This is a genomic window from Aureitalea sp. L0-47, from assembly GCF_026126405.1.
Taxonomy (GTDB): Bacteria; Bacteroidota; Bacteroidia; order Flavobacteriales; family Flavobacteriaceae; genus Pukyongia.
Genome location: NZ_JAFMTQ010000002.1, coordinates 139,177 through 159,621, shown reverse-complemented (window position 1 = coordinate 159,621; position 20,445 = coordinate 139,177). Strand labels below are relative to the sequence as shown.

Below are 20,445 nucleotides of genomic sequence, written 5' to 3'. Positions count from 1 at the left end.
GTGATGTAGTTATAGCGTGAAGGAATTATTAAATAAACATTAAGAATTACTTTAAAAATTATATTCTGAATGTTAAATGATTTTATTTAAAACAATGATAAACAGGTGATTATATAGTTAATGTTACCAAATTGTTATGTAAACCTTTCATAATTGTTACTTCTTTTTTATCTTTGGAATGGTCGACAGTTAAAAAACCCATTTTATTATGAAAAAAGTAATCCTATTACTAGTAATTGTCTTTGCTGCAAATACGGCAATCGCACAGGAGTGCCAAACGACCTGCAAGAAGACCTGTAAAAAGAATAGCTATGAATTAGCTGATGGCCTAATCAAGGCCACCTTGTATCACGAAAATGGTGAAATAGCCCAAACAGGTTATTACACTGAGGAAAACAAACTACAAGGAGAATGGATAAGTTATGATGTCAACGGAAACAAAACTGCCATTGCTCAATATGATGACGGTAAAAAAGTTGGTACGTGGTTGTTTTACCAGGGTGAGCTTATGAAGGAAGTAAAATATAATGATTCTCGAATTGCGGAAGTCAAAACCTGGAAATTTGAAGATTCAAGATTAGTTAGTCAATAAATCGAGGTTTAAAAAACAAAAAAAGGCTCCCATCGGGAGCCTTTTTTTGTTTGGCTAACAAATAATTAGTTACGCGTCCATCCGCCGTTCCAGGAGTTGTAGTCTGTACCGGTGCCGTTTCCATCTCCGAAGATAAAATCAGACTCGTCAAAAACTACACCCGTATCATTCTTCATCTTTACAAGAACATCTACAAATGTTACATCGGTCACACGCAGGTCTCCGTCTATAACACCTTGTCCGGTTGGCTCACTTCCTTCAGCATCTAGATCGAATGCTTCTTCGAACCCTTGAATTAAAACATTCGTGAAAAGACCCTGAGTTCCCGCTCTTAGACGAACTGCTTCGTTGCCTGTAGCTGAACCACGTCCTATGATCGTTAGGTTATTAACGATTGGCTTAGACCAGAATACTGGACTTGAGTTGTTCCCGATATCTGTATTGAATCCATCTGCTTCAATTCCTTTATCATGCTCAACTCTGTGCTCAATATACACATCGGTTAAAGTCCCTGAGAATCCTTCTGTCCAGTCCACAGAATCGTCCTGCGCTCCAATCACAGATAAATTGCTTGCGTTAACTGTACCTCCGAAGAACTCGATCCCATCATCTTTTCCTTCGAATGCCTGGATGAATTCAATGGTAGTACCATTACCAACACCGTAGAATGAGAATCCATTGTTTTCAGAAGAAGCATCTGCCGCACCTCCCGAGTACTCTACTCGCAGGTATCTGATTATTCCTGAATTATCTCCTGTGTTGCTTCCTCCGTATGGAAGTCCGCCAATCTCACTCGTGGAAGTTGCGTTTCCGCCGGCCACAGAGTTGATTGGAGCTCTTCCTAAGACGATGAGTCCTCCCCAGTCTCCTGCAGCAGGAGTGGCCACATTAGATGTAAGAACAATTGGGCTTGAACTGGTTCCTTCAGCAATGATGGTAGCGTCCTGAGCGATAGCAATGTATACCCCGGCTCCTGGATTTGCTTTGATCACTACACCTGCAGGGATCGTTAATGTAGTACCTGCAGACATGATCAATGCTTCGGTAAGAATATATTCCTGGCCGATCTCCAAGGTTAAGTCGGCAGTTTGCGTTCCACCGATGTTGCTTGAAGTAGGCGTAGTACCACCGCCACCACCGCCGGTATTATTTTCAATAATGATATCTGCTGTATCATCACTTTCACAGGACCAAACAAAGACGCCCAGTACTGCAATGAGGATTAGAGTCAATTTTTTCATGAGTGTAGAAATTTTATAGTTTAAAAGTTATATTTCAATTGTAGTGATAGGTTTATACCTCTCTTGTATTTGGACAATGCTATGTCACCCAGTTCCGTTCCGGTCTCACGAGTACGTTCGATGGTTGGGTCCAGGATGTTCATGGCAGCGGCATTTACTTCGAAGTGCTCACCAATTTTATTTTTCATTACGAAGTCCAGTGTAGGTACTCCGCGTTCAACGATGTTTCCAAGTTGTCCGGCACCAATGGCGTCAATTCTGTCACTGAAATAAGAGAACACCAGGTTGGCCACAGGTTTGTAGTTTTCAAACTCCGGGCTATAGTTCAGATCGGCATTCAGAATTATCGGAGACGCTCCTTGTAATTCTTCAGTATCCCTGTCGAAAGTGGTTGTGAAGATGCCAGTTGATTCTTTCAGGTCTTGCTCCGTATGCATATAGGTTGCATTGAATCCGGCCGAAAGAACCTGGTTGTCATCTGAATCTTTCAAAAGGTTCTTGCGAACTTCAAGTTCCACTCCAATCACCTCGGCCTTATCACCTGTTCTGAAGAATCTCTGAGTACCGGTGGCATCATTTGCGATCACCTTGTTCACCGGATCATTGATCTGCTTGGCGAAAGCGGCTAGAGATAATAACTCATTGCTGCTTAAGAACCATTCGTATTTCAGATCGATATTGTAAATCTCAGAGAACGAAGGGTCGCTTAGCAGGTCCGGGTTTCCACCAATTCGTTGCGTAACGTCTTCATAAACGAAAGGAGCTACTTCTTTGAATTCAGGGAAGGAAACAGTTTTACTGAATGAGAACCTTAGATTCTGATCTTCGTTCAATCCGTAGCGAACATTCAAACTAGGTAGTACATATACTTCACTCGCTTCTCTGAATCCAGGATCCGTCGAGATCAGGTTGATCACGTCATAAGTAATCTCCTGCTGAAGGGATTCTACCCGCACACCGGGCACAACTGTCCATTTATCACCAAAGGTAAAAGTAGAACCTACGTATCCTGCATGTATGTCAAGATTTCCGGTATACGTATTTTCAGGATTTCCGGGAAGGTTAGTACTCCCAAGGCCGTTTGTAGGATCAAGCGGGTTAAATACAAAGGTGTTGTATACCACCCCGAGGTTTTCTACTGAAAATATACTGTCTACGTTGAAGACGTCCTCCACCGGGGTATTAGGCTCGATGAAATCGTACCCATAACGAATGTTCTCAAAAGTACGTTCCTTGCTTCTTCCGTTGTAACCAACGTCCAGTTTTACTGTTTCTGAAAGGGTAATGCCCATATTCATTCTACCGTTCCATTCCTTGTCTTCTATTTCCTGGAAATATCTTTGGTTATCGAAAACGATATTATTGAAAAAGCTTGGTTGAGTTGTTGGATCATTATCCAAAGCGAGGTCGTATTGTTCTACACTGATCCTTCTTCGGTCCGGTTGGCGCGCGTCAACAACATTATATCCTGCACCCCAGTCGAATTCAATATTGTCGGACAGTGTGTGTTCCCCAAGAAGCTGATTTACAAAGATCATATCCTGGTCGAACTGAACGTTCATCTGGTAGAACCCTTTGTCCGTGTCCAATATGGCATCACGATTCCTACCTTGTCCTTCCGTTCCGAAATATTGAACTTTATCACTACTACTGTTAATGAACAAAGAATTGTAGGATACTTTGTTTTCCTGGTCTATGCGATAGATGATATTGGCCATCGCAGTAGTGGTAGTTGAGTATTCGAATTCTTCCGAATTAGGGAAACTCTTCTTTTCAACGGTTGTGAAGTCAACAGCTGGTCCCTTTCGAATCTCAAAACCATTGTCGAAGGATGCGGTTCCGAATAACGATAATTTAGATCCGTTTTCGAAATTGAATGACGTCCCTCCTGAAAATGCCCCCGTATAATTCACAGGAGATCCGGCATCTACAGGATCGAGGCCGTGAGAAAGTAAAACTGCAAACGGATTGTTGTCGTAACGATTGTAAAATCCGAATTTGCTGCTTCCTTCGCTTTTCACAAAGTCCTCACCAAGGGCTCGGGAATTGAATCCGGTGCTTATATCGAGATTTACAAAAGTCTTTCCACTGTATTCCTTGGCAAGAATGTTTACGTTACCCGCGGCGAAGTCACCATAAAACTGGGAAGCATACGCCTTGCTCACAGAAACATTCTGAATAACATCAGAGGAGAAGAGGTTGAGGTCTATATTTTTCTTTTCAATATCATTGGAAGGCATGGACAGGCCATTGTAGGTTGTATTCAGGTAACGGTCTCCTAAACCTCTTACATAAACATTGTTTCCTCCTTCTTGCTGACTGATCCCGGAGATCTTTGAAACCGCACCTGCAGCGTCACCAACTCCTTTTCTCGCTAGCTCTTCTGCTCCGATACTCTGTTTAATAGACGTGGCATTCTTTTGCTCCAATAGAAGTGCTACTTCACTTTCCTTTCTGGTAGTTGTTCGAACTATGATCTCATCCAGAGCCGCAGCACTTGCCCCCATAGGGACATTTATAGTTGTTACTTTATCAGCTTCAACCGTTACATTAGGCATCTCTATAGTCTCATATCCCACGAAACTGAAGACTACCGTGTAAGTCCCGGGCTGAAGATTCGCCAATTCATATAACCCATCAAAATCTGAAGTAGTACCTGTAGAAGTCCCTTTAATGAATACATTTGCGAACGATAACGGTTCGTTGTTGTAGTCCTTGTCTGTTAATTTTCCCACAATCGACCCTGTAGATTGGGCGAAAGTGATGCTCGCTAAACATAAGAAAATAAGCGTAAAGATGTTCTTCATTGTTGTTGTCATAATACTTGGCAAAGAAACCGCCACAATGTAAAGTCGGTGTTAGGTGCAGATTAAGTATTCGTCATTTGAATGTTACCTGAAAGTTAAATAGCCTATCGAAAACCTTTTCGGCTGAACAAATGGATTATAGTATCTTTAGCCTAATAAAATTCCACAGAATATGATGCAATGGGAGCAACTTTTATCACTTCAGAAACAAGGCGATAAGAAAAAGCGGATTCGGGTTGAAGAAGACCAGACACGCAGCGGTTTCGAAGTGGATTACGACCGCATTATCTTCTCGGCTGCCTTCCGAAGCCTTCAGGATAAAACACAGGTAATACCCCTCTCCCAAACGTCCTTTGTCCATACCCGTTTAACACATAGTCTTGAAGTTTCCGTTGTGGGACGTTCGCTGGGGAGACAGGTGGGAAGTGCCATTATCAACAAACACCCCTACCTGGCTAAAGTGCACGGCTTTGAAGTGAATGATTTTGGTGCTATCGTTGCTGCGGCCTCACTGGCGCACGATATCGGTAATCCGCCTTTCGGACATAGCGGAGAGAAGGCCATTGGGAGTTATTTCAAGGATGGAAAAGGGAAGCGGTTCAGGGAATTGCTTTCGGAAAAAGAATACCAGGATCTTATCGATTTTGAGGGTAATGCGAATGGTTTCAAAATACTCACGGAAAGTAAAAACGGGGTACGAGGTGGCCTCCGACTCACTTACGCCACTCTTGGTGCTTTCACCAAATACCCCAAGGAATCCCTTCCGAAGAAACCTACAAGCCACATTGCCGACAAAAAGTTCGGGTTTTTTCAATCGGAACGATCGTTCTTCGAAGAGGTTGCTGAGACACTCGGACTTCTAAAAAGAGGAACAGGACAAGATCTTAGTTATTGCCGTCATCCGCTGGCGTATCTTGTTGAAGCGGCGGATGATATCTGCTACACCATTATCGATTTTGAGGACGGAATTAATTTAGGGTGGATAGCCGAAGAAACGGCACTGGAATTCCTTATCAACCTGGTGAAGGATCGTATCAATACCGAGAACTATACCGCGCTTACTCAAACCAAAGACCGACTCGCTTACCTAAGATCACTTGCCATTGGCACACTTATCTCGGAAGCTGTTGAGGTGTTTATCGCGAATGAGGAAGCTATTCTGAAAGGCGATTTCAGTGAGGCACTTTTGGATCATAGCAGGTACAAGGCGCAGATCGACGATATCATTTCAGAAAGTATTCAGAAGATCTACCGAAGCCATGAAGTGGTTGAAAAGGAGATCGCGGGTTACAATATCCTTACCACCCTACTCGACGCGTTCACAACGGCCTGCGAGAATCACTTCAATGGCAGGGCGACGCATTTCGATACTCTTATATTACGAGGGCTGGACACACCGCTGCCCGAGGAAGCTACTACCTACGAATACCTGATGTTTTGCTGCAGCTATATTGCCATGCTAACCGATGGGAATGCACTTCAGTTATTCAGGAAAATAAAAGGAGATCTTTAGAGCAGGGATTGTATAAGCTTTCTAATTTTTTCTGAAGATATCCCACATAGATCATGAAGTTCCTCCACGCTACCGTGTTCGGGGAATTGGTCGGGGATACCTATGATCTTCAGTAAATTGTTGTAGTTGTATTCCGTGGCAAACTCAGATACCGCACTTCCAAAACCACCCATTTTCACTCCGTCTTCCACAGTAACGATGGTTGGGTATGACCTGAATATCTTGTGAAGTAATTCCTCATCCAGGGGTTTTACAAAACGCATATCGAAATGACCTATATTCCTGGAATCCTCCATTCCCGAAATCGCTTCGGAAACAGTATTTGCCATAGTTCCGATGGAGAGGATGGCAATTTCGCTTCCTTCTTTTAATTTTCTCCCTTTTTCCATTTCAATTTCTGAAAATGGTACCTGCCATTCGGTGATATGACCTCTTCCGCGAGGATAACGTATGGCGATAGGTTGTTTCAGTCCTTTCTGTGCAGTGTGGAGCAAGTTCCGAAGTTCAATAGCATCTGCCGGCGCTGCGATTGTTAGATTAGGGATGCAGCGAAGGTAGGCCAGGTCGAAGATCCCGTGGTGCGTAGCTCCATCTTCCCCAACGATCCCGGCGCGATCCAGGCAAAAGATAACAGGTAAGTTTTGAAGGCAGACGTCGTGGATCACCTGGTCGTAGGCACGTTGAAGAAAGGTAGAATAGATATTACAGTAAACGATCATCCCCTGGGTGGCCAGTCCGGCGGCGAAGGTTACCGCGTGCTGTTCGGCGATGCCAACATCGAAGGCACGTTCCGGGAAGCGCTCCATCATGAATTTCAGGGAACTTCCTGTGGGCATGGCGGGGGTGATACCGACGATCTTATCGTTTTTTTCGGCAAGTTCAACCAGGGTTTTTCCAAAGACATCCTGGTATTTGGGAGGAAGATGTTTTGTTTCCTTCGGAATGATATCCCCCGTGGCCGCATCGAATTTCCCCGGAGCGTGATACGCTACCTGGTTTTCTTCCGCTTGCTTCAGTCCTTTCCCCTTTTTTGTAATTATGTGAAGCAATTTTGGGCCTTCAACAGATCTAAGACGTTCCAATTCAGGGATAAGAGCATCCAGATCGTGCCCGTCTATTGGGCCGGAATAATTAAAATTGAGCGCTTCGAAGATATTGTCGGTATCGGGTGCGTCTTCCAGTGTCACTTTGGTAAGGTATTCCTTGAGAGAACCTACACTGGGATCAATCCCGATGGCATTGTCGTTCAGGATCACGAGGATATTGGTTTTGGTCACTCCGGCGTGATTGAGGGCTTCAAACGCCATTCCGCTTGCGATGGAGGCGTCTCCCACCACGGCAATGTGCTGCCTGGAGGCAGCAGATGTCAATTGCGAAGCAATTGCCATTCCCAGCACGGCTGAGATTGCCGTGGAGCTGTGGCCCGTTCCGAAGGTGTCGAATTCACTTTCACCATGCTTCGGAAAGCCGCTGATGCCGCCTAGTTTCCGATTGGTGTGAAACAGATCACGTCTACCGGTAAGAATTTTATGTCCGTAAGCCTGGTGACCAACATCCCAGACAAGTAGATCATCGGGGGTGTTAAAGACATAGTGAAGGGCGATGGTAAGTTCGATCACGCCCAAGCTGGCACCCAAATGGCCTTCTTTGGTAGCTACGATATTAATGATGAAGTCGCGCAATTCGGAGGCGAGTTGCGGGAGTTTTTCCTTCGGAAGTTTTCGAAGGTCTTCGACTGTATTAATGGTATCCAGGAGGTTTTTCGACACCCCGCAAAGATACGCTTTGAAATTGTATATTTGAGTTTAGGAGTTTAGGAGTTTAGGAGTTTAGGAGTTAAACGAGCTTAGGCTTGAGATTTCAGAAATAACATCAATGCTAAATGGTTTGAGAAACTCCCAAACAAATAAAAGCTAAACTCATAACCTTATAACCACATAACCTTATAACCACATAACCTTTAAACAATCAAAGGAAACAATGATCAAACCTTTCGACGATACCTACTTCATGAAAAAGGCACTACAGGAAGCCCAGGATGCCTATGAAAAGGGAGAAATTCCTATCGGTGCTGTGGTGGTAGTGAAAGACAAGATCATAGCGCGTGCCCACAATCTCACCGAGACCTTAAACGACGTCACTGCTCACGCCGAAATGCAGGCGATCACTGCTGCGGCTAATTTTCTGGGTGGCAAGTATTTGAAGGATTGTACGCTTTATGTCACGATCGAGCCCTGCCAAATGTGCGCTGGGGCTTTATACTGGAGTCAGATATCGAAAATAGTCTATGGCGCCAGGGACGAGCAACGCGGTTGCATTGCCATGGGGACAAAGCTGCATCCGAAAACAAAAATGACAGGTGGTGTGATGGAAATGGAAGCATCCGAATTGCTGAAGCGGTTTTTCATTGAGAAGCGGAACCTGAACTGATGGGATGCTGAATCATACTTCGACTACCCTCAGTACGGGCGTTTCGGATGACAGTAGCATACGTTTATTTGTGGATTTGTTTATTCGTTGATAAGGACAATTTTATAACGTAGCGTCCAGATTTGTCATTCCGAACTCGATTCGGAATCTCATAGGCAATTTCAGGAGATGCTGGTATTGTTTCAGTGAAAAAATTTAAAGTATGTTGTATTATGTTACATCACAATTTCTTAAACCATTGAGCGATAAATAGTTCAGAAAGGATAAAAAAGAAAACTCCCCTGGCAAGCAGAGGAGTGAAAATAAAGTTAGTTGTGATATATCTTAGTCGTGGATCTTGCGAACTTGCGCCGCAACCATTCCTTTGCGTCCTTCTTGTTCTTCGTACTCAACTTTGTCTCCTTCGTTAAGTGCTTCACCGTTTAGACCAGTCACGTGTACAAAGATGTCTTTGCCCGTTTCATCGTTGGTGATAAAGCCGTAGCCTTTTGATTCGTTAAAAAACTTTACTGTTCCTTCCATTGTAAAAATAAATAAATTAATAATGGATAAAGTTACAGGATTAATGGTGTTGAAGGTTATGAAATTGTAATTTTTTTCGAAAAAATACTGATTTACAGCTTTTTCTTACGGCCTTCCTCCCGCATTCTGTCTATATTTTCTTTGGTGAGCATATAATCTTTAACGCTGCGTTTTTTCCAACGATGGTAAATAAAAATGGGCATCCAAAGAAAGAATAATACGGCTACCGAGATCCCAATACAAAAATCACCTGTGGCGGCATCCTCGGGTTTTATATAGAAACCATAACAGGCTGTAGCCAGAATAATGAGGAACGATATTAAAAGAAAAATCCTCATGCAGATGATCTACAGATCGAGTTTAAGATTTAGTTCCTTTAGTTGCTCTTGGTCGATTGGTGCAGGTGCATCGATCATCACATCTCGTCCGGAATTATTCTTCGGAAAGGCAATAAAATCACGAATCGTCTCCTGTCCGCCAAGGATAGCCACAAGTCTGTCGAGTCCGAAGGCAATACCCCCGTGGGGAGGTGCACCGTATTCGAATGCTTCCATGAGGAAGCCGAACTGTGCTTTTGCTTCTTCAGGGGTGAACCCGAGGTAATCGAACATTTTCGATTGGATCGCCCTATCGTGAATCCTGATAGATCCGCCTCCAATTTCGTTACCATTCATCACCAGGTCGTAGGCATTGGCCTTCACATTTCCCGGTTCGGTTTTAAGTAATTCCATCTGTCCCGGTTTTGGCGAAGTGAATGGGTGGTGCATGGCGTGGAATCGCTCTGTTTCTTCATCCCATTCCAGTAACGGGAAGTCGATCACCCAAAGGGGAGCGAATACATTGGCTTTGCGGAGTCCCATGCGTTCGGCCAGTTCCATTCGCAAAGCACTCAATTGGGCCCTGGTCTTGTTGGTTTCTCCTGAAAGTACACAGATAAGGTCACCGCTTTTAGCATCCGTAGACTCGGCCCACTTTGCAAGATCTTCCTGGTCGTAGAACTTATCGACGGATGATTTATAGCTACCGTCTTCATTACAACGAACATAGACCATCCCTTTGGCACCCACCTGGGGGCGTTTTACCCAATCGATGAGTTTGTCGATCTCTTTTCTTGAATAGCTATTTCCGCCGGGAACGGCGATTCCAACTACCAATTCCGCAGAATTAAAGACATTGAAATCCTTGTGTTGCGCCACTTCGTTCAACTCTCCAAATTCCATCCCGAAACGAATATCCGGCTTGTCGTTTCCGTATCGCTTCATGGCTTCGTCGAAGGTCATCCGTGGGAAGGCTCCCACTTCAACTCCGTTGATCTCTTTTAGTAAATGTCTGGTGAGTCCTTCGAAAGTATTCAGAATATCTTCTTGTTCAACAAAGGCCATTTCGCAGTCGATCTGTGTGAATTCCGGTTGGCGGTCTGCACGCAGGTCCTCATCGCGGAAGCACTTTACGATCTGGAAGTACTTATCCATACCTCCTATCATAAGCAATTGCTTAAAGGTTTGAGGGGATTGAGGTAGGGCGTAGAACTGGCCTTCATTCATCCTGGAAGGTACAACGAAGTCTCGCGCACCTTCAGGTGTGGATTTGATGAGGTAAGGTGTTTCAATTTCAACGAAATCTTTTGATGAAAGATAATTACGAACTGCCATTGTAACCTTGTGCCGGAACACCAGGTTGTCTCTTACCGGTTTTCTTCGGATATCGATGTAGCGATATTTCATCCTGATATCTTCCCCACCATCGGTTTCGGTTTCAATAGTAAATGGAGGTGTTAATGATGTATTCAGAACAATTATTTCAGAAACGAGGATCTCGATATCGCCAGTTGGCATATTGGGATTTTTAGATTCTCGCTCAATCACAGTACCTGTAACCTGGATAACAAATTCCCGCCCTAAAGAGGAGGCGGTCTTCATAACTGCTTCAGGACTCCTGTCTTCGTCGAATATAAGTTGTGTAACGCCGTATCGGTCTCTTAGATCGACCCAGGTCATGAATCCTTTATCCCTTGTTTTCTGAACCCAGCCGGCCAGGGTTACCTCTTTATTTATATCGGTAGATCTAAGCTCTCCGTTGGTATGCGTTCTGTACATTTTAGCGCCTTAATTTATAGTGGGCAAAGGTAAGAAGTTATTGAGTATGGAAATAATTATTGAACTATTATCGGTAAAATTCTTAAAGTGTTTAATAAAATTTAGAGAATATCCTGATTTAATAATTTTTTATCATAAAAACTTTACTAATTTTAGATACTTAACAAAAACTTAAACATTATGAAACAAAACAACCTATTCCACAGGTTATTCCTGTTTTTTCTTTTTGTTTTACCTAGTATGGTGTTGGCACAAACCACCATCACGGGTAGCGTAAATGATGAGAACGGGAATTCCCTGCCCTTTGTAAATGTAATTGAGAAAGGGACCAGCAATGGAACTACCACGGATATCGAGGGTAATTTCAGCATTAGTGTTTCCAGTACACCGGCCACACTGGTGTTCTCGTCATTAGGTCTGGAAACTATCGAACAGGAAACCTCCGGTTCTCCGGTGAACATTACCATGGCGGAATCAGCCCAGGCACTTGGAGAAGTAATTGTTACCGGTTTGGCAACGTCTACTAAGAGAGCGAACGCAGCCAACGCAGTTTCTACGATATCTGCAGCCGAGTTAACCGGAATTTCCAACCAATCCGGGCTCGACGGGGCGCTTTACGGAAAATTTAACGGAGCTGAAATCAAAGCAAACTCCGGAGCACCGGGTGGAGGTATCTCCATGCGACTAAGAGGGGTGACATCGATTTTCGGTGATCAGCAACCGCTTTTTATTGTTGATGGAGTCTATGTTGATAATTCAACTATTGGCCTAGGTAACAATATTGTTAGTGCGGCAGCCGGTGGTGGAAACCCTTCCACAAACCAGGATGATGCATCCAACCGTATTGCGGATCTGGACCCTGAAGATATCGAAAACGTTGAGATCCTCAAGGGAGCTTCAGCAGCAGCGATCTATGGATCCCGTGCAGCAGGTGGGGTGGTTATCATTACAACCAAAAGAGGTAGAAAAGGCGATCCAAAAGTTTCATTCTCTCAAGTAGTGGGATTGAGAAGTCCTACACAATTACTTGGACTTCGCGACTGGGACCCCAGTGAAATAGAAGCTTTCGGAGGGCCTGCTAACTTCAACACGGCCAACCTGAGAGACTATGAAGCAGAACTATTCGACCATACACGGGTATCTTACACTACTCGTTTTACTACTTCAGGAGGCGCGAATAAAACCGACTATTTCTTCGGCGCAACACATAAGAACGAGCCGGGTCTTGTAGACAATACCGGATATGTAAAGAGTTCGGTGCGATTGAATATCGGACAGCGATTTAACGATTGGTTCGATATTTATGTTACTTCAAACTATATTAATTCCAAGTCGGACAGAGGATTCTTTAATAACGGTAACGCGAATCGTACCGTTGGTTATGCGCTGGCATTTACATATCCATGGGAAGACCTATCACCAGTGGATGGAATCTATCCGCAGGGTGGTGCAGGTTCCAATGTACTTGAAACTGTTGCGATCACAAGGAACCGCGAAGAGATTAATCGCTTCATCGGTAGTGCTACTTCAAATATTAAAATTATCGATGGAGACATGAACCGATTGAAATTGGTTCTTCAGGGAGGATTTGATCAGTATACGCTTCGATCTACGAGTATCTTCCCAAGAGAGCTATCGTATTTCAGAGATCCAACTTCCTTAGGAGGGGTGTCTATTTCAGGTTCTACAGTGAACACGAATTTCAACTTATCCGCTTTCCTGGTACACAACCTGGATCTGAACAATGGCCTGAGTTTCACAACCCAGTTCGGTAATTTCCTTCAGGATTTCGACCGAAATACTGTGCTTACGGTTGCCACAGGTCTGAACGGTTCCCAAACAAACCTGGGACAGTCTACAAACGTTTCTACTCAGCAAACGATTATCCCTCAGAAGGATACTGGTTTCTTTGCTCAGACGGAGATCAACTGGGATGACAAGATCATCGCAACAGGGGGTATTCGAGGTGATAAGTCGACGAACAATGGAGATGTAAGCAAAACCTACTATTATCCAAAAGGAAACCTTGCGATCAATATTCACAATTTCGACGTATTTGGAGACGATAGCTTCCTTACCAGCCTGAAACCGAGAGTGGCTTACGGTGAATCGGGAAGATTTTCTGCTTTTGGAGACAGGTTCTCACTTATGAATGCGCAGTTTATAGATGGAGTCTCTGGTCTAAGTGTTGCTAATTTAAGGGGAAATCCGAATGTAGGTCCGGAACGTCAGTCTGAATTAGAATATGGTGTTGATCTTGGATTACTAGGAGGCAGGATCATATTCGAAGGAAGTGTTTATAACAAAAAGATCGACGATCTATTACTTCGAACAGATGTACCAACTTCTTCAGGATTCACAGGCGCTGTGAAAAATGCAGGTGAGTTAGAGAATAAAGGTATTGAGTTAAATCTGAATGCAGCGATTATCGACACTGAAGATCTTCAGTGGACCGCCAACTTCAAATGGTGGAAGAACGAGTCTGAAGTAACCAGACTAGATGTTCCTGCATTTACTGAGGGTGGATTCGCAGCGTCCCTGGGTACTTTCCTGATCCAGGAAGGAAAGCCAGTAACGCAGATCGTTGGTACGTATAATCCGGCCGACTTCACCGCTGCTGAAATAGCTGAAAGAGATCCTGAAGGTGATGGATTCTTTGTTTATGGTGATGCAGAACCAGACTATCAAATGTCATGGTTCAACTCGTTGAGCTATAAAGGATTCGACTTAACCTGGCTATGGCATTGGAAAGAAGGTGGTGATGCGATCAACCTTACAACCTTACTTTATGACCTAGCAGGTACAACCTGGGATTATGACGATTTCGGATTAGATCCATCGGGCCAATTGGCCAACGGACCTTACCGTGCAAGTCAGGCGTTCGTGAACCCCGATCCTGTGATCGAAGACGCTGGTTACATCAGATTACGTGAGATAGCTCTTTACTACACCTTCCCGGATGAGTGGTTCGATTTCCTCGACAGTGTTAGATTTGGAGTATCAGGTAGAAACCTGATCAATATCTTCGACTACAATAGTTATGATCCGGAATCTTCTAACTTCGGAAATAATGTATTGGCGAACAATGTGGAGGTAACTCCTTATCCAGCATCGAAGTTTGTGAACTTTCACCTGAATGTTAATTTCTAAAAAAAACAGTATGAAAAATATATATGTAAAAATCTTTTTCTTCGCCTTGATCATGGTCGTTGGTGGCTGTGAGCTAGAGGAAATTGAGAATCCTAACGCACCTGCTGTGGAAAGTTTCGACGAAGGTGCTTCACAAGCCGATATCCAGCTACTTGCTGCTGGTGTTGAAGCTGTGATGAGAAATGACCTTGAATTCCACTATGATACCATGAGTATCATAGCCAGGGAATATTACGATCTTTCAGGGGTAGACCCACGATTTACCGGAGAGCTACTGAAGGGGCCACTAGACAACAACGGCTTCCTTACAACTCGTGCTTTTGCGGCATGGTACAAGGTTGTGAAAGGAGCAAATGTTCTACTGAATGCGGTTGAGAATTCTCAGGCTGGTTTTAGTGATGCAGATAAGAATGGCTATTATGGCTATGCGAATACTCTGAAGGCCTATGCCTTGCTGATGGTTTTAAACCGTCAGTATGAAAATGGAATTCGTTTGGATGTTGCAGATCCTGACAACCTTGGGCCTATTGTAGGCTATGACGAAGCATTAAACGGTATCCGAGCATTATTGGATGAAGGTTTTGCTAATCTCGCTAATGCGGGCGGCAGCTTTGATTATGACCTGAGTTCGGGATTTGATGGTTTCGATACTCCTTCTGCCTTTGCGCAGTTCAACAGGGCTGTCGCTGCACGTGTTGCACTTTATCAAGGTAATATGGGAGAGGTGCGTACACTTCTGAACGCTTCATTCTTCGATATCAACGGAGATCTGAACACGGGCGTAGCACATGTTTTTGGACTAACAGGTAATGATATTTCAAATGCGCAATTCCATGTGCCTAACCAGTCCGGACAGGAATTCATGATCCATGATTCATGGGTTGCAGATGCCGAAGCTGGAGATTCAAGAGTAGCTGAAAAAGCTAATTTATACTCACCCGGTGATCCTCCGGTTCCTACGACTGTTAGTTTCGACGGTCTTTCTGCCGATTATCAGATCGCGGTTTACGACAGCAATGTTGATCCTGTTTATCTCATCCGAAATGAGGAATTGATCCTGATGTATGCTGAAGCCCAGGTGAATAATAGTACGTCTGAAGCTCTCGCTGCAATAAATCGCGTTCGAAATGCTGCGGGTATTGGTGATTACACCGGACCAACAGATGAAATGGCTCTGATTGAGGAGATCCTGTTCCAAAGACGCTATTCATTATTGGCGGAAGGACATCGTTTGGTTGACCTCAGACGTCTTGGACGCCTGAACGAGAATTACATTCCGCTTGACCGTGCCGGAGACAACATCATTGATTCCTTCCCAACACCATTTAACGAAGGACTATAATGTTTGAGATAAGATTCTCTTGAATCGAAAAACCCTCTCCAACCGGAGAGGGTTTTTTATTTATGCCGCCTGGTCTAATTCAATATTTTCAACAGGCTTTTTTCGCGATCGCCATCTTCGAATTCTCAACTTGAGCCTGTGGACAAGATAGAATAGTACTGGTACAATGATCAGGGTAAGGAATGTCGCAATGATCAATCCGTAAATCACTGCCCAGGCCAATGGACCCCAGAAGATCACATTGTCACCTCCCAGGTAGAAGTTGGCATCGAATTCAGTAAACATTGAAAAGAAGTCGATATTCACTCCAATGGCCAACGGGATCAATCCAAGTACGGTTGTGATGGCTGTTAAAATCACAGGACGAAGTCTTGCACGTCCTCCGCGAATAATGATCTCCTTAATATCTTCCTTCGGAAGCAGGGTGTCATCGGGAAGACCTTGTTCAACGATACGCCGGTCTATCAGTAACTGGGTGTAATCCAGCAATACAACCCCGTTATTTACTACAATTCCCGCAAGCGAAATAATACCCATCATCGTCATCATGATCACGAACGATGCTCCTGTAGCCAGAATTCCTCCGAATACTCCTATGAAACTAAGGAAGATAGCTAACATGATGATAGTAGGCTTGGATAAGGAACTGAATTGAAAAATAAGGATCAGCATGATTAGTCCCAGACCCGAAAAGAACGCTCCCATCAGGAATGCCATTTGCTTGTTCTGTTCTTCGATCTGACCTGTATAATCGATTTGAATCGATTCCGGCAAGCCTTCGTAATTCTCCATTTCCGTCTGGATTTTACTTACTATCGCACCGGCATCTGTATATCCGGGTGCTAATGCGGAATAAACCGTAACAACTCTGCGCGTATCCCGGTGTTTAATAGCACTGAATGAAGAGGTGTTTTTCTGTTCTGCCACTGCTGAAATCGGAACTTCCTTTATCTGCCCGTTGGCTGGATCCCGGAAGGTGATATTCTGGTTGAATAGGGCCGAGGTGCTGTAACGGTCATTTTTGTCGAATCGAACGTTAATATCATAGTCTTCCCCGTCCTTTTTGAAAACACCAGCCTTTTCTCCAAAAAGCGATCGCCTTAACTGGTTTGCTACCATACCGGCGGGAACCCCCAGTTCTCCGGATTTCTCTCGGTCGACAACTACTTGCATGGCCGGTTTCCCTTTGTTCACATCGATTTTCAATTCGTCAATACCTGCAACGCTTTTAGAATTGATGTAATTTCGCATGGCTTCGGCCGTTGCGATAAGTTCGTCGTAATCATCACCTTCCAGTTCGATATTGATGGGATACCCGGCCGGCGGCCCCACAGCGTCTTTTTCAACAGAAATAGCAACCCCTGGATAAATACCCTGGAGGGCCTCCTGAACGCGCTTTCGTAAAATTTCCGAATCCTTACCCTTTCGGTACTTGAACTCCCGCATGGTAGCGGTTATCTTACCACGGTTCGGCATTTCCGCAGCACTTCCACCATCTGTCATTGGATTCCCTGCGCCTTCACCCACCTGTGAAACCGCCGATTCCACAAGGAAGTTATACTGATCTCCTTCAATATATTCCCTGTCATTCAGAACAGTATACACGCGTTGTTCGATCTGTCGTGTGATCTTGTTTGTCTTGTCAATATCAGTGCCTTCCGGATATTCGATATAGACAATGATCTGGTTGGGTGTATTGTCCGGGAAAAATTCCACACTGGTTCGCTGTGATCCGATAGAAGCACCAAAGCCCATAAATACCACAATTAGTAGAGCAAAAATTCCAACAACAAATACAACGGGCTTACGTCCACTAAGTGCCCAGGCTAGAAAACTTTGATATGAATTCTCAATCCTTGATAAGATTCTTTTCTGAAAAGTCATCGAAGCACGTTTCAGTACAAAGCGGTAAATCCAGAACAGTAAAACTACAACGATCATTAGTGAACCCAAACCGCGCATTTGTCCTCCAACTACATAGATGAAAGCTCCTAGTGGGGCCATGATCACGGTTAATCGCACCAATTGTTTTGTGGTTAACACCTTTTCCCCTGTTTCCATGAATTGTGATACCAGCATGGAGTTGATGAATATTGCCACAAACAACGAGGATCCTAATACCACAGAAAGTGTAATAGGGAAGAAGATCATGAATTCACCCATTATTCCGGGCCATAATCCTAATGGGATAAAAGCAGCTACGGTAGTAAGCGTAGAAATGATAATAGGAAACGCGATCTCCCCGATTCCTTTTTTAGCGGCCTGGATTCGGGACATACCTTCTTCATCCATGAGGCGGTAGACATTCTCAACCACCACAATCCCGTTGTCCACCAGCATACCGAGACCCATGATGAGTCCGAAAAGTATCATGGTATTCATCGTATAACCCAAGAGTGACAGTATCATGAAACTCATGAACATCGACATTGGTATTGCAAATCCTACGAACAGGGCATTTCGGAAACCGAGGAAGAACATAAGGACGGTTACCACCAGGATAATACCGAAAATGATGTTATTCACAAGGTCACTTACCTGGTTATCTGTTTTGGCACTTTGGTCGTTCGCTTTTGTAACCGAAAGATCCGGCGGAAACACATTTGTTGTAACATTCTCCAGGATATCGTCAATCTGCTCAACCGCCGCGATCATATTTTCTCCGGAACGTTTCTTAACGTCCAGCATGACCACATTGTCACCAAAATCCCTTGCGTAGGTAGTTTTGTCTTCCTCTTCGAAGCGAATCTCGGCAATATCCCGAAGGTAAATGGGTCCGTTTTCGTTCTTAACCACGAAATTCTCAAGTTCCGAAGGTTTGTCAACTTCCCCAAGAACACGAATAGTTCTTCGCTGTCCACTCGTAATGAGATTTCCGGCAGACATGGTCATGTTTTCGTTTCGGATGGTATTCAGAATATCGTCAAAACTCACTTGAGCTGCCATCATTTTATAGATGTCTACCGCTACTTCAACCTCAAGTTCCTGAGCTCCGCGGATATCTACCTCCTTGATCTCTTTGAGCTTTTCTATCTCGTCCTGAAGGATTTCTGCGTATTCCTTTAGCTTTACCACCGGGTAATCCCCTGTGATATTAATATTGAGAATTGGCATTTCCTCGCTCAAACTCAGATCGAACACATTGGGTTCTACTTTGGCACCATTGAACAACGGCCAGTCTTCATTCGCTTTTTCGCTGTCCACCTCATCTTTCACCTTCTGTTTGGCTTGTTCAACTTCTATATTTTCATCAAATTCTACAGTGATTATTCCGTAATCCTCCTGGGAGGTAGATAGTATCTCAACCACATTGGAGACATTTCTCAACTTCTCTTCAAGAGGATCGACTATGAGTCTTTCGATATCTTCGGAAGTGTTACCTGGATAGGGAATAGAGATATAGATCTTCGTCTCATTCACTTCGGGGAAGCTTTCCCTGGGCATACTTTGATATGCCTTCAGACCCAGCAACAGGAACAGGCCGATCATCACATAGATGATGGTTGGGTTATCTATGGCCCAACTGGACAGGAAGAACTCCTTATTAACCTTTTTCTTCTTCGCACTCATGGTCTATTGGTTTATTATTTTAACTTCCTGCTCATTCTTTATCGATCGGGCGCCTTCAATAATGATGGATTGGCCAGATGTAAGTCCGGAAAGCACCTCTATATAGTCTCCCTGGGCCTTCCCGGTTGAAATAGTTTGTTGTCTAGCCCTGGAATTACCATTGCCAGAATTACTCTCAACCGCCAGGTACACATACTGCTCTCCTTCGGCATTTTCAGAAATAACACTTAACGGGATCAGTATGGCCTCTTCATTTGTATAGTCGTTTATCCTTAGGCGAGCGGTAAGATTTGGTTTTATGTTTCCATTACTGTTGGGCACGTCCACTTCAACGGTGAATGCGCGGTTATTTGGGTTGATATAGTTCCCGGTTTGACGAATTTCCGACTTGATTTCTTCGCCCAGCATGGGTAATGATATAGCAACTTCTTTACCCGGAATAACACTTTTAATATAGCGTTCAGGAACTTCTGCCTGAATGTACATATCGTTCAGGTTTACAATCCTAAACAAAGCTTGCCCCGGCGATACAACGGTCCCCTGGTCCGTGATCACATCGTCTATCACTCCTGAAAAAGGTGCTCTTACCGTAGTTTTACCCAGTTGACTCTCCAGTTGTTTTACTGAATTACTCGTGGCCTCGTAGTTGGCTTTCGCCTGCAGGTATTGAATTTCTGAACCTATCTTCTGCTGCCATAGCCTTTCCTGTCTGTCGAAAGTAGTCCTCGCGAGTTCTTCCTGTACTTTCAACTGGCTCAACTGACTCCCTAGTCCGCCGTCGTCTATACGTGCAAGTACCTGGCCTTTACGAACCCTGTCGCCTTTTTTAACCAGTACTCTTGTTAGGACTCCCTGGTATTCTGGATAAATAATGACATTCTGGTTTGTTTCTACGTTCCCCTGAATTTCAATGAAATGTTGGAAAAGGGTATCTTTTAATTTCATTGTTGTCACCAGGGCAGCGTTATCTGTTGTATCCAGTTTCTTAATTGCTGCTTCTAGTTCCGACAGCTCATTCTGGATTTCAGTTTGAGTGGCGCGAAGTTCAACTTTACGGGCAAGCATATTTTCAAGGTTGCCCTCTTCAATTAATGCTTCCACGCTTTGTTTATTTCCATCTCCTCCGCATGCGCTTAGAAGGAAAGCTAGTGTAAGAATGAATGCGAATTTTTTCATTTTCTA

The 20,445-nt window shown here is 44.1% G+C and carries 13 protein-coding genes; 5 read left to right on the top strand and 8 right to left on the bottom strand.

Annotation, left to right across the window (positions count from 1 at the left end):
- Positions 1-208: 208 nt before the first annotated feature.
- A complete protein-coding gene (locus J1N09_RS03885; RefSeq protein ID WP_265198278.1) occupies positions 209-592 on the top strand; it encodes a toxin-antitoxin system YwqK family antitoxin in 384 nt (127 codons plus the stop codon).
- A gap of 65 nt (positions 593-657) precedes the next feature.
- Here J1N09_RS03885 and J1N09_RS03880 read toward each other — a convergent pair whose 3' ends face one another.
- Together J1N09_RS03880 and J1N09_RS03875 are read right to left on the bottom strand one after the other, a co-directional pair.
- Positions 658-1,833, bottom strand: a complete 1,176-nt coding sequence (locus J1N09_RS03880) for a multidrug transporter (RefSeq protein WP_265198277.1) — start codon at positions 1,831-1,833, stop codon at positions 658-660.
- A gap of 20 nt (positions 1,834-1,853) precedes the next feature.
- Positions 1,854-4,640, bottom strand: a complete 2,787-nt coding sequence (locus tag J1N09_RS03875; RefSeq protein WP_265198275.1) for a TonB-dependent receptor — start codon at positions 4,638-4,640, stop codon at positions 1,854-1,856.
- A 175-nt stretch (positions 4,641-4,815) separates the two neighbouring features.
- On the opposite strand from J1N09_RS03875, the gene J1N09_RS03870 reads away from it, so the two are divergent.
- Complete coding sequence (locus tag J1N09_RS03870) at positions 4,816-6,153, top strand: deoxyguanosinetriphosphate triphosphohydrolase (protein WP_265198459.1); 1,338 nt, start codon at positions 4,816-4,818, stop codon at positions 6,151-6,153.
- Here the strand turns inward: J1N09_RS03870 and J1N09_RS03865 are convergent.
- Positions 6,150-7,922, bottom strand: coding sequence for a 1-deoxy-D-xylulose-5-phosphate synthase (locus J1N09_RS03865; protein ID WP_265198274.1), 1,773 nt, complete (start codon positions 7,920-7,922; stop codon positions 6,150-6,152). The two genes, J1N09_RS03870 and J1N09_RS03865, sit on opposite strands and share 4 nt — an antisense overlap.
- 211 nt (positions 7,923-8,133) lie before the next feature.
- Here J1N09_RS03865 and J1N09_RS03860 point away from each other — a divergent pair, with 211 nt between their 5' ends.
- On the top strand, positions 8,134-8,583 hold the full coding sequence (locus J1N09_RS03860; RefSeq protein ID WP_265198272.1) for a nucleoside deaminase: 450 nt from the start codon (positions 8,134-8,136) through the stop codon (positions 8,581-8,583).
- Positions 8,584-8,907: 324 nt separating this feature from the next.
- Here J1N09_RS03860 and J1N09_RS03855 read toward each other — a convergent pair whose 3' ends face one another.
- The 3 genes from J1N09_RS03855 to aspS all read right to left on the bottom strand — a co-directional run bounded on the left by J1N09_RS03855 (position 8,908) and on the right by aspS (position 11,201).
- Positions 8,908-9,105 carry a cold-shock protein gene (locus J1N09_RS03855; protein WP_265198271.1) on the bottom strand — a complete coding sequence of 66 codons (198 nt, stop codon included), beginning with the start codon at positions 9,103-9,105 and terminating at the stop codon, positions 8,908-8,910.
- Positions 9,106-9,197: 92 nt separating this feature from the next.
- Positions 9,198-9,443, bottom strand: coding sequence for a hypothetical protein (locus tag J1N09_RS03850; protein WP_265198269.1), 246 nt, complete (start codon positions 9,441-9,443; stop codon positions 9,198-9,200).
- Positions 9,444-9,452: 9 nt separating this feature from the next.
- On the bottom strand, positions 9,453-11,201 hold the full coding sequence (aspS, locus tag J1N09_RS03845) for an aspartate--tRNA ligase (RefSeq protein ID WP_265198267.1): 1,749 nt from the start codon (positions 11,199-11,201) through the stop codon (positions 9,453-9,455).
- A 180-nt stretch (positions 11,202-11,381) separates the two neighbouring features.
- Here aspS and J1N09_RS03840 point away from each other — a divergent pair, with 180 nt between their 5' ends.
- Positions 11,382-14,351 carry a SusC/RagA family TonB-linked outer membrane protein gene (locus J1N09_RS03840; protein ID WP_265198266.1) on the top strand — a complete coding sequence of 990 codons (2,970 nt, stop codon included), beginning with the start codon at positions 11,382-11,384 and terminating at the stop codon, positions 14,349-14,351.
- Between the two features lie 10 nt (positions 14,352-14,361).
- Positions 14,362-15,693 carry a RagB/SusD family nutrient uptake outer membrane protein gene (locus J1N09_RS03835; protein ID WP_265198264.1) on the top strand — a complete coding sequence of 444 codons (1,332 nt, stop codon included), beginning with the start codon at positions 14,362-14,364 and terminating at the stop codon, positions 15,691-15,693.
- 60 nt (positions 15,694-15,753) lie between these two features.
- Here the strand turns inward: J1N09_RS03835 and J1N09_RS03830 are convergent, their stop codons facing one another.
- Positions 15,754-19,263 carry an efflux RND transporter permease subunit gene (locus J1N09_RS03830; protein ID WP_265198263.1) on the bottom strand — a complete coding sequence of 1,170 codons (3,510 nt, stop codon included), beginning with the start codon at positions 19,261-19,263 and terminating at the stop codon, positions 15,754-15,756.
- Between the two features lie 3 nt (positions 19,264-19,266).
- Positions 19,267-20,439 (bottom strand): efflux RND transporter periplasmic adaptor subunit, encoded by a 1,173-nt coding sequence (locus tag J1N09_RS03825; protein WP_265198262.1) that lies wholly within the window; start codon positions 20,437-20,439, stop codon positions 19,267-19,269.
- Between the last annotated feature and the right edge of the window lie 6 nt (positions 20,440-20,445).

Excerpts from the sequence above, each read along its gene's own strand:
- J1N09_RS03840 (WP_265198266.1), top strand. The coding sequence starts at position 11,382 with ATGAAACAAAACAACCTATTCCACAGGTTATTCCTGTTTTTTCTTTTT.
- J1N09_RS03875 (WP_265198275.1), bottom strand. The coding sequence starts at position 4,640 with ATGAAGAACATCTTTACGCTTATTTTCTTATGTTTAGCGAGCATCACT.
- J1N09_RS03830 (WP_265198263.1), bottom strand. The coding sequence starts at position 19,263 with ATGAGTGCGAAGAAGAAAAAGGTTAATAAGGAGTTCTTCCTGTCCAGT.
- J1N09_RS03885 (WP_265198278.1), top strand. The coding sequence starts at position 209 with ATGAAAAAAGTAATCCTATTACTAGTAATTGTCTTTGCTGCAAATACG.
- J1N09_RS03825 (WP_265198262.1), bottom strand. The coding sequence starts at position 20,439 with ATGAAAAAATTCGCATTCATTCTTACACTAGCTTTCCTTCTAAGCGCA.
- J1N09_RS03855 (WP_265198271.1), bottom strand. The coding sequence starts at position 9,105 with ATGGAAGGAACAGTAAAGTTTTTTAACGAATCAAAAGGCTACGGCTTT.
- aspS (WP_265198267.1), bottom strand. The coding sequence starts at position 11,201 with ATGTACAGAACGCATACCAACGGAGAGCTTAGATCTACCGATATAAAT.
- J1N09_RS03850 (WP_265198269.1), bottom strand. The coding sequence starts at position 9,443 with ATGAGGATTTTTCTTTTAATATCGTTCCTCATTATTCTGGCTACAGCC.
- J1N09_RS03870 (WP_265198459.1), top strand. The coding sequence starts at position 4,816 with ATGCAATGGGAGCAACTTTTATCACTTCAGAAACAAGGCGATAAGAAA.
- J1N09_RS03835 (WP_265198264.1), top strand. The coding sequence starts at position 14,362 with ATGAAAAATATATATGTAAAAATCTTTTTCTTCGCCTTGATCATGGTC.
- J1N09_RS03880 (WP_265198277.1), bottom strand. The coding sequence starts at position 1,833 with ATGAAAAAATTGACTCTAATCCTCATTGCAGTACTGGGCGTCTTTGTT.
- J1N09_RS03860 (WP_265198272.1), top strand. The coding sequence starts at position 8,134 with ATGATCAAACCTTTCGACGATACCTACTTCATGAAAAAGGCACTACAG.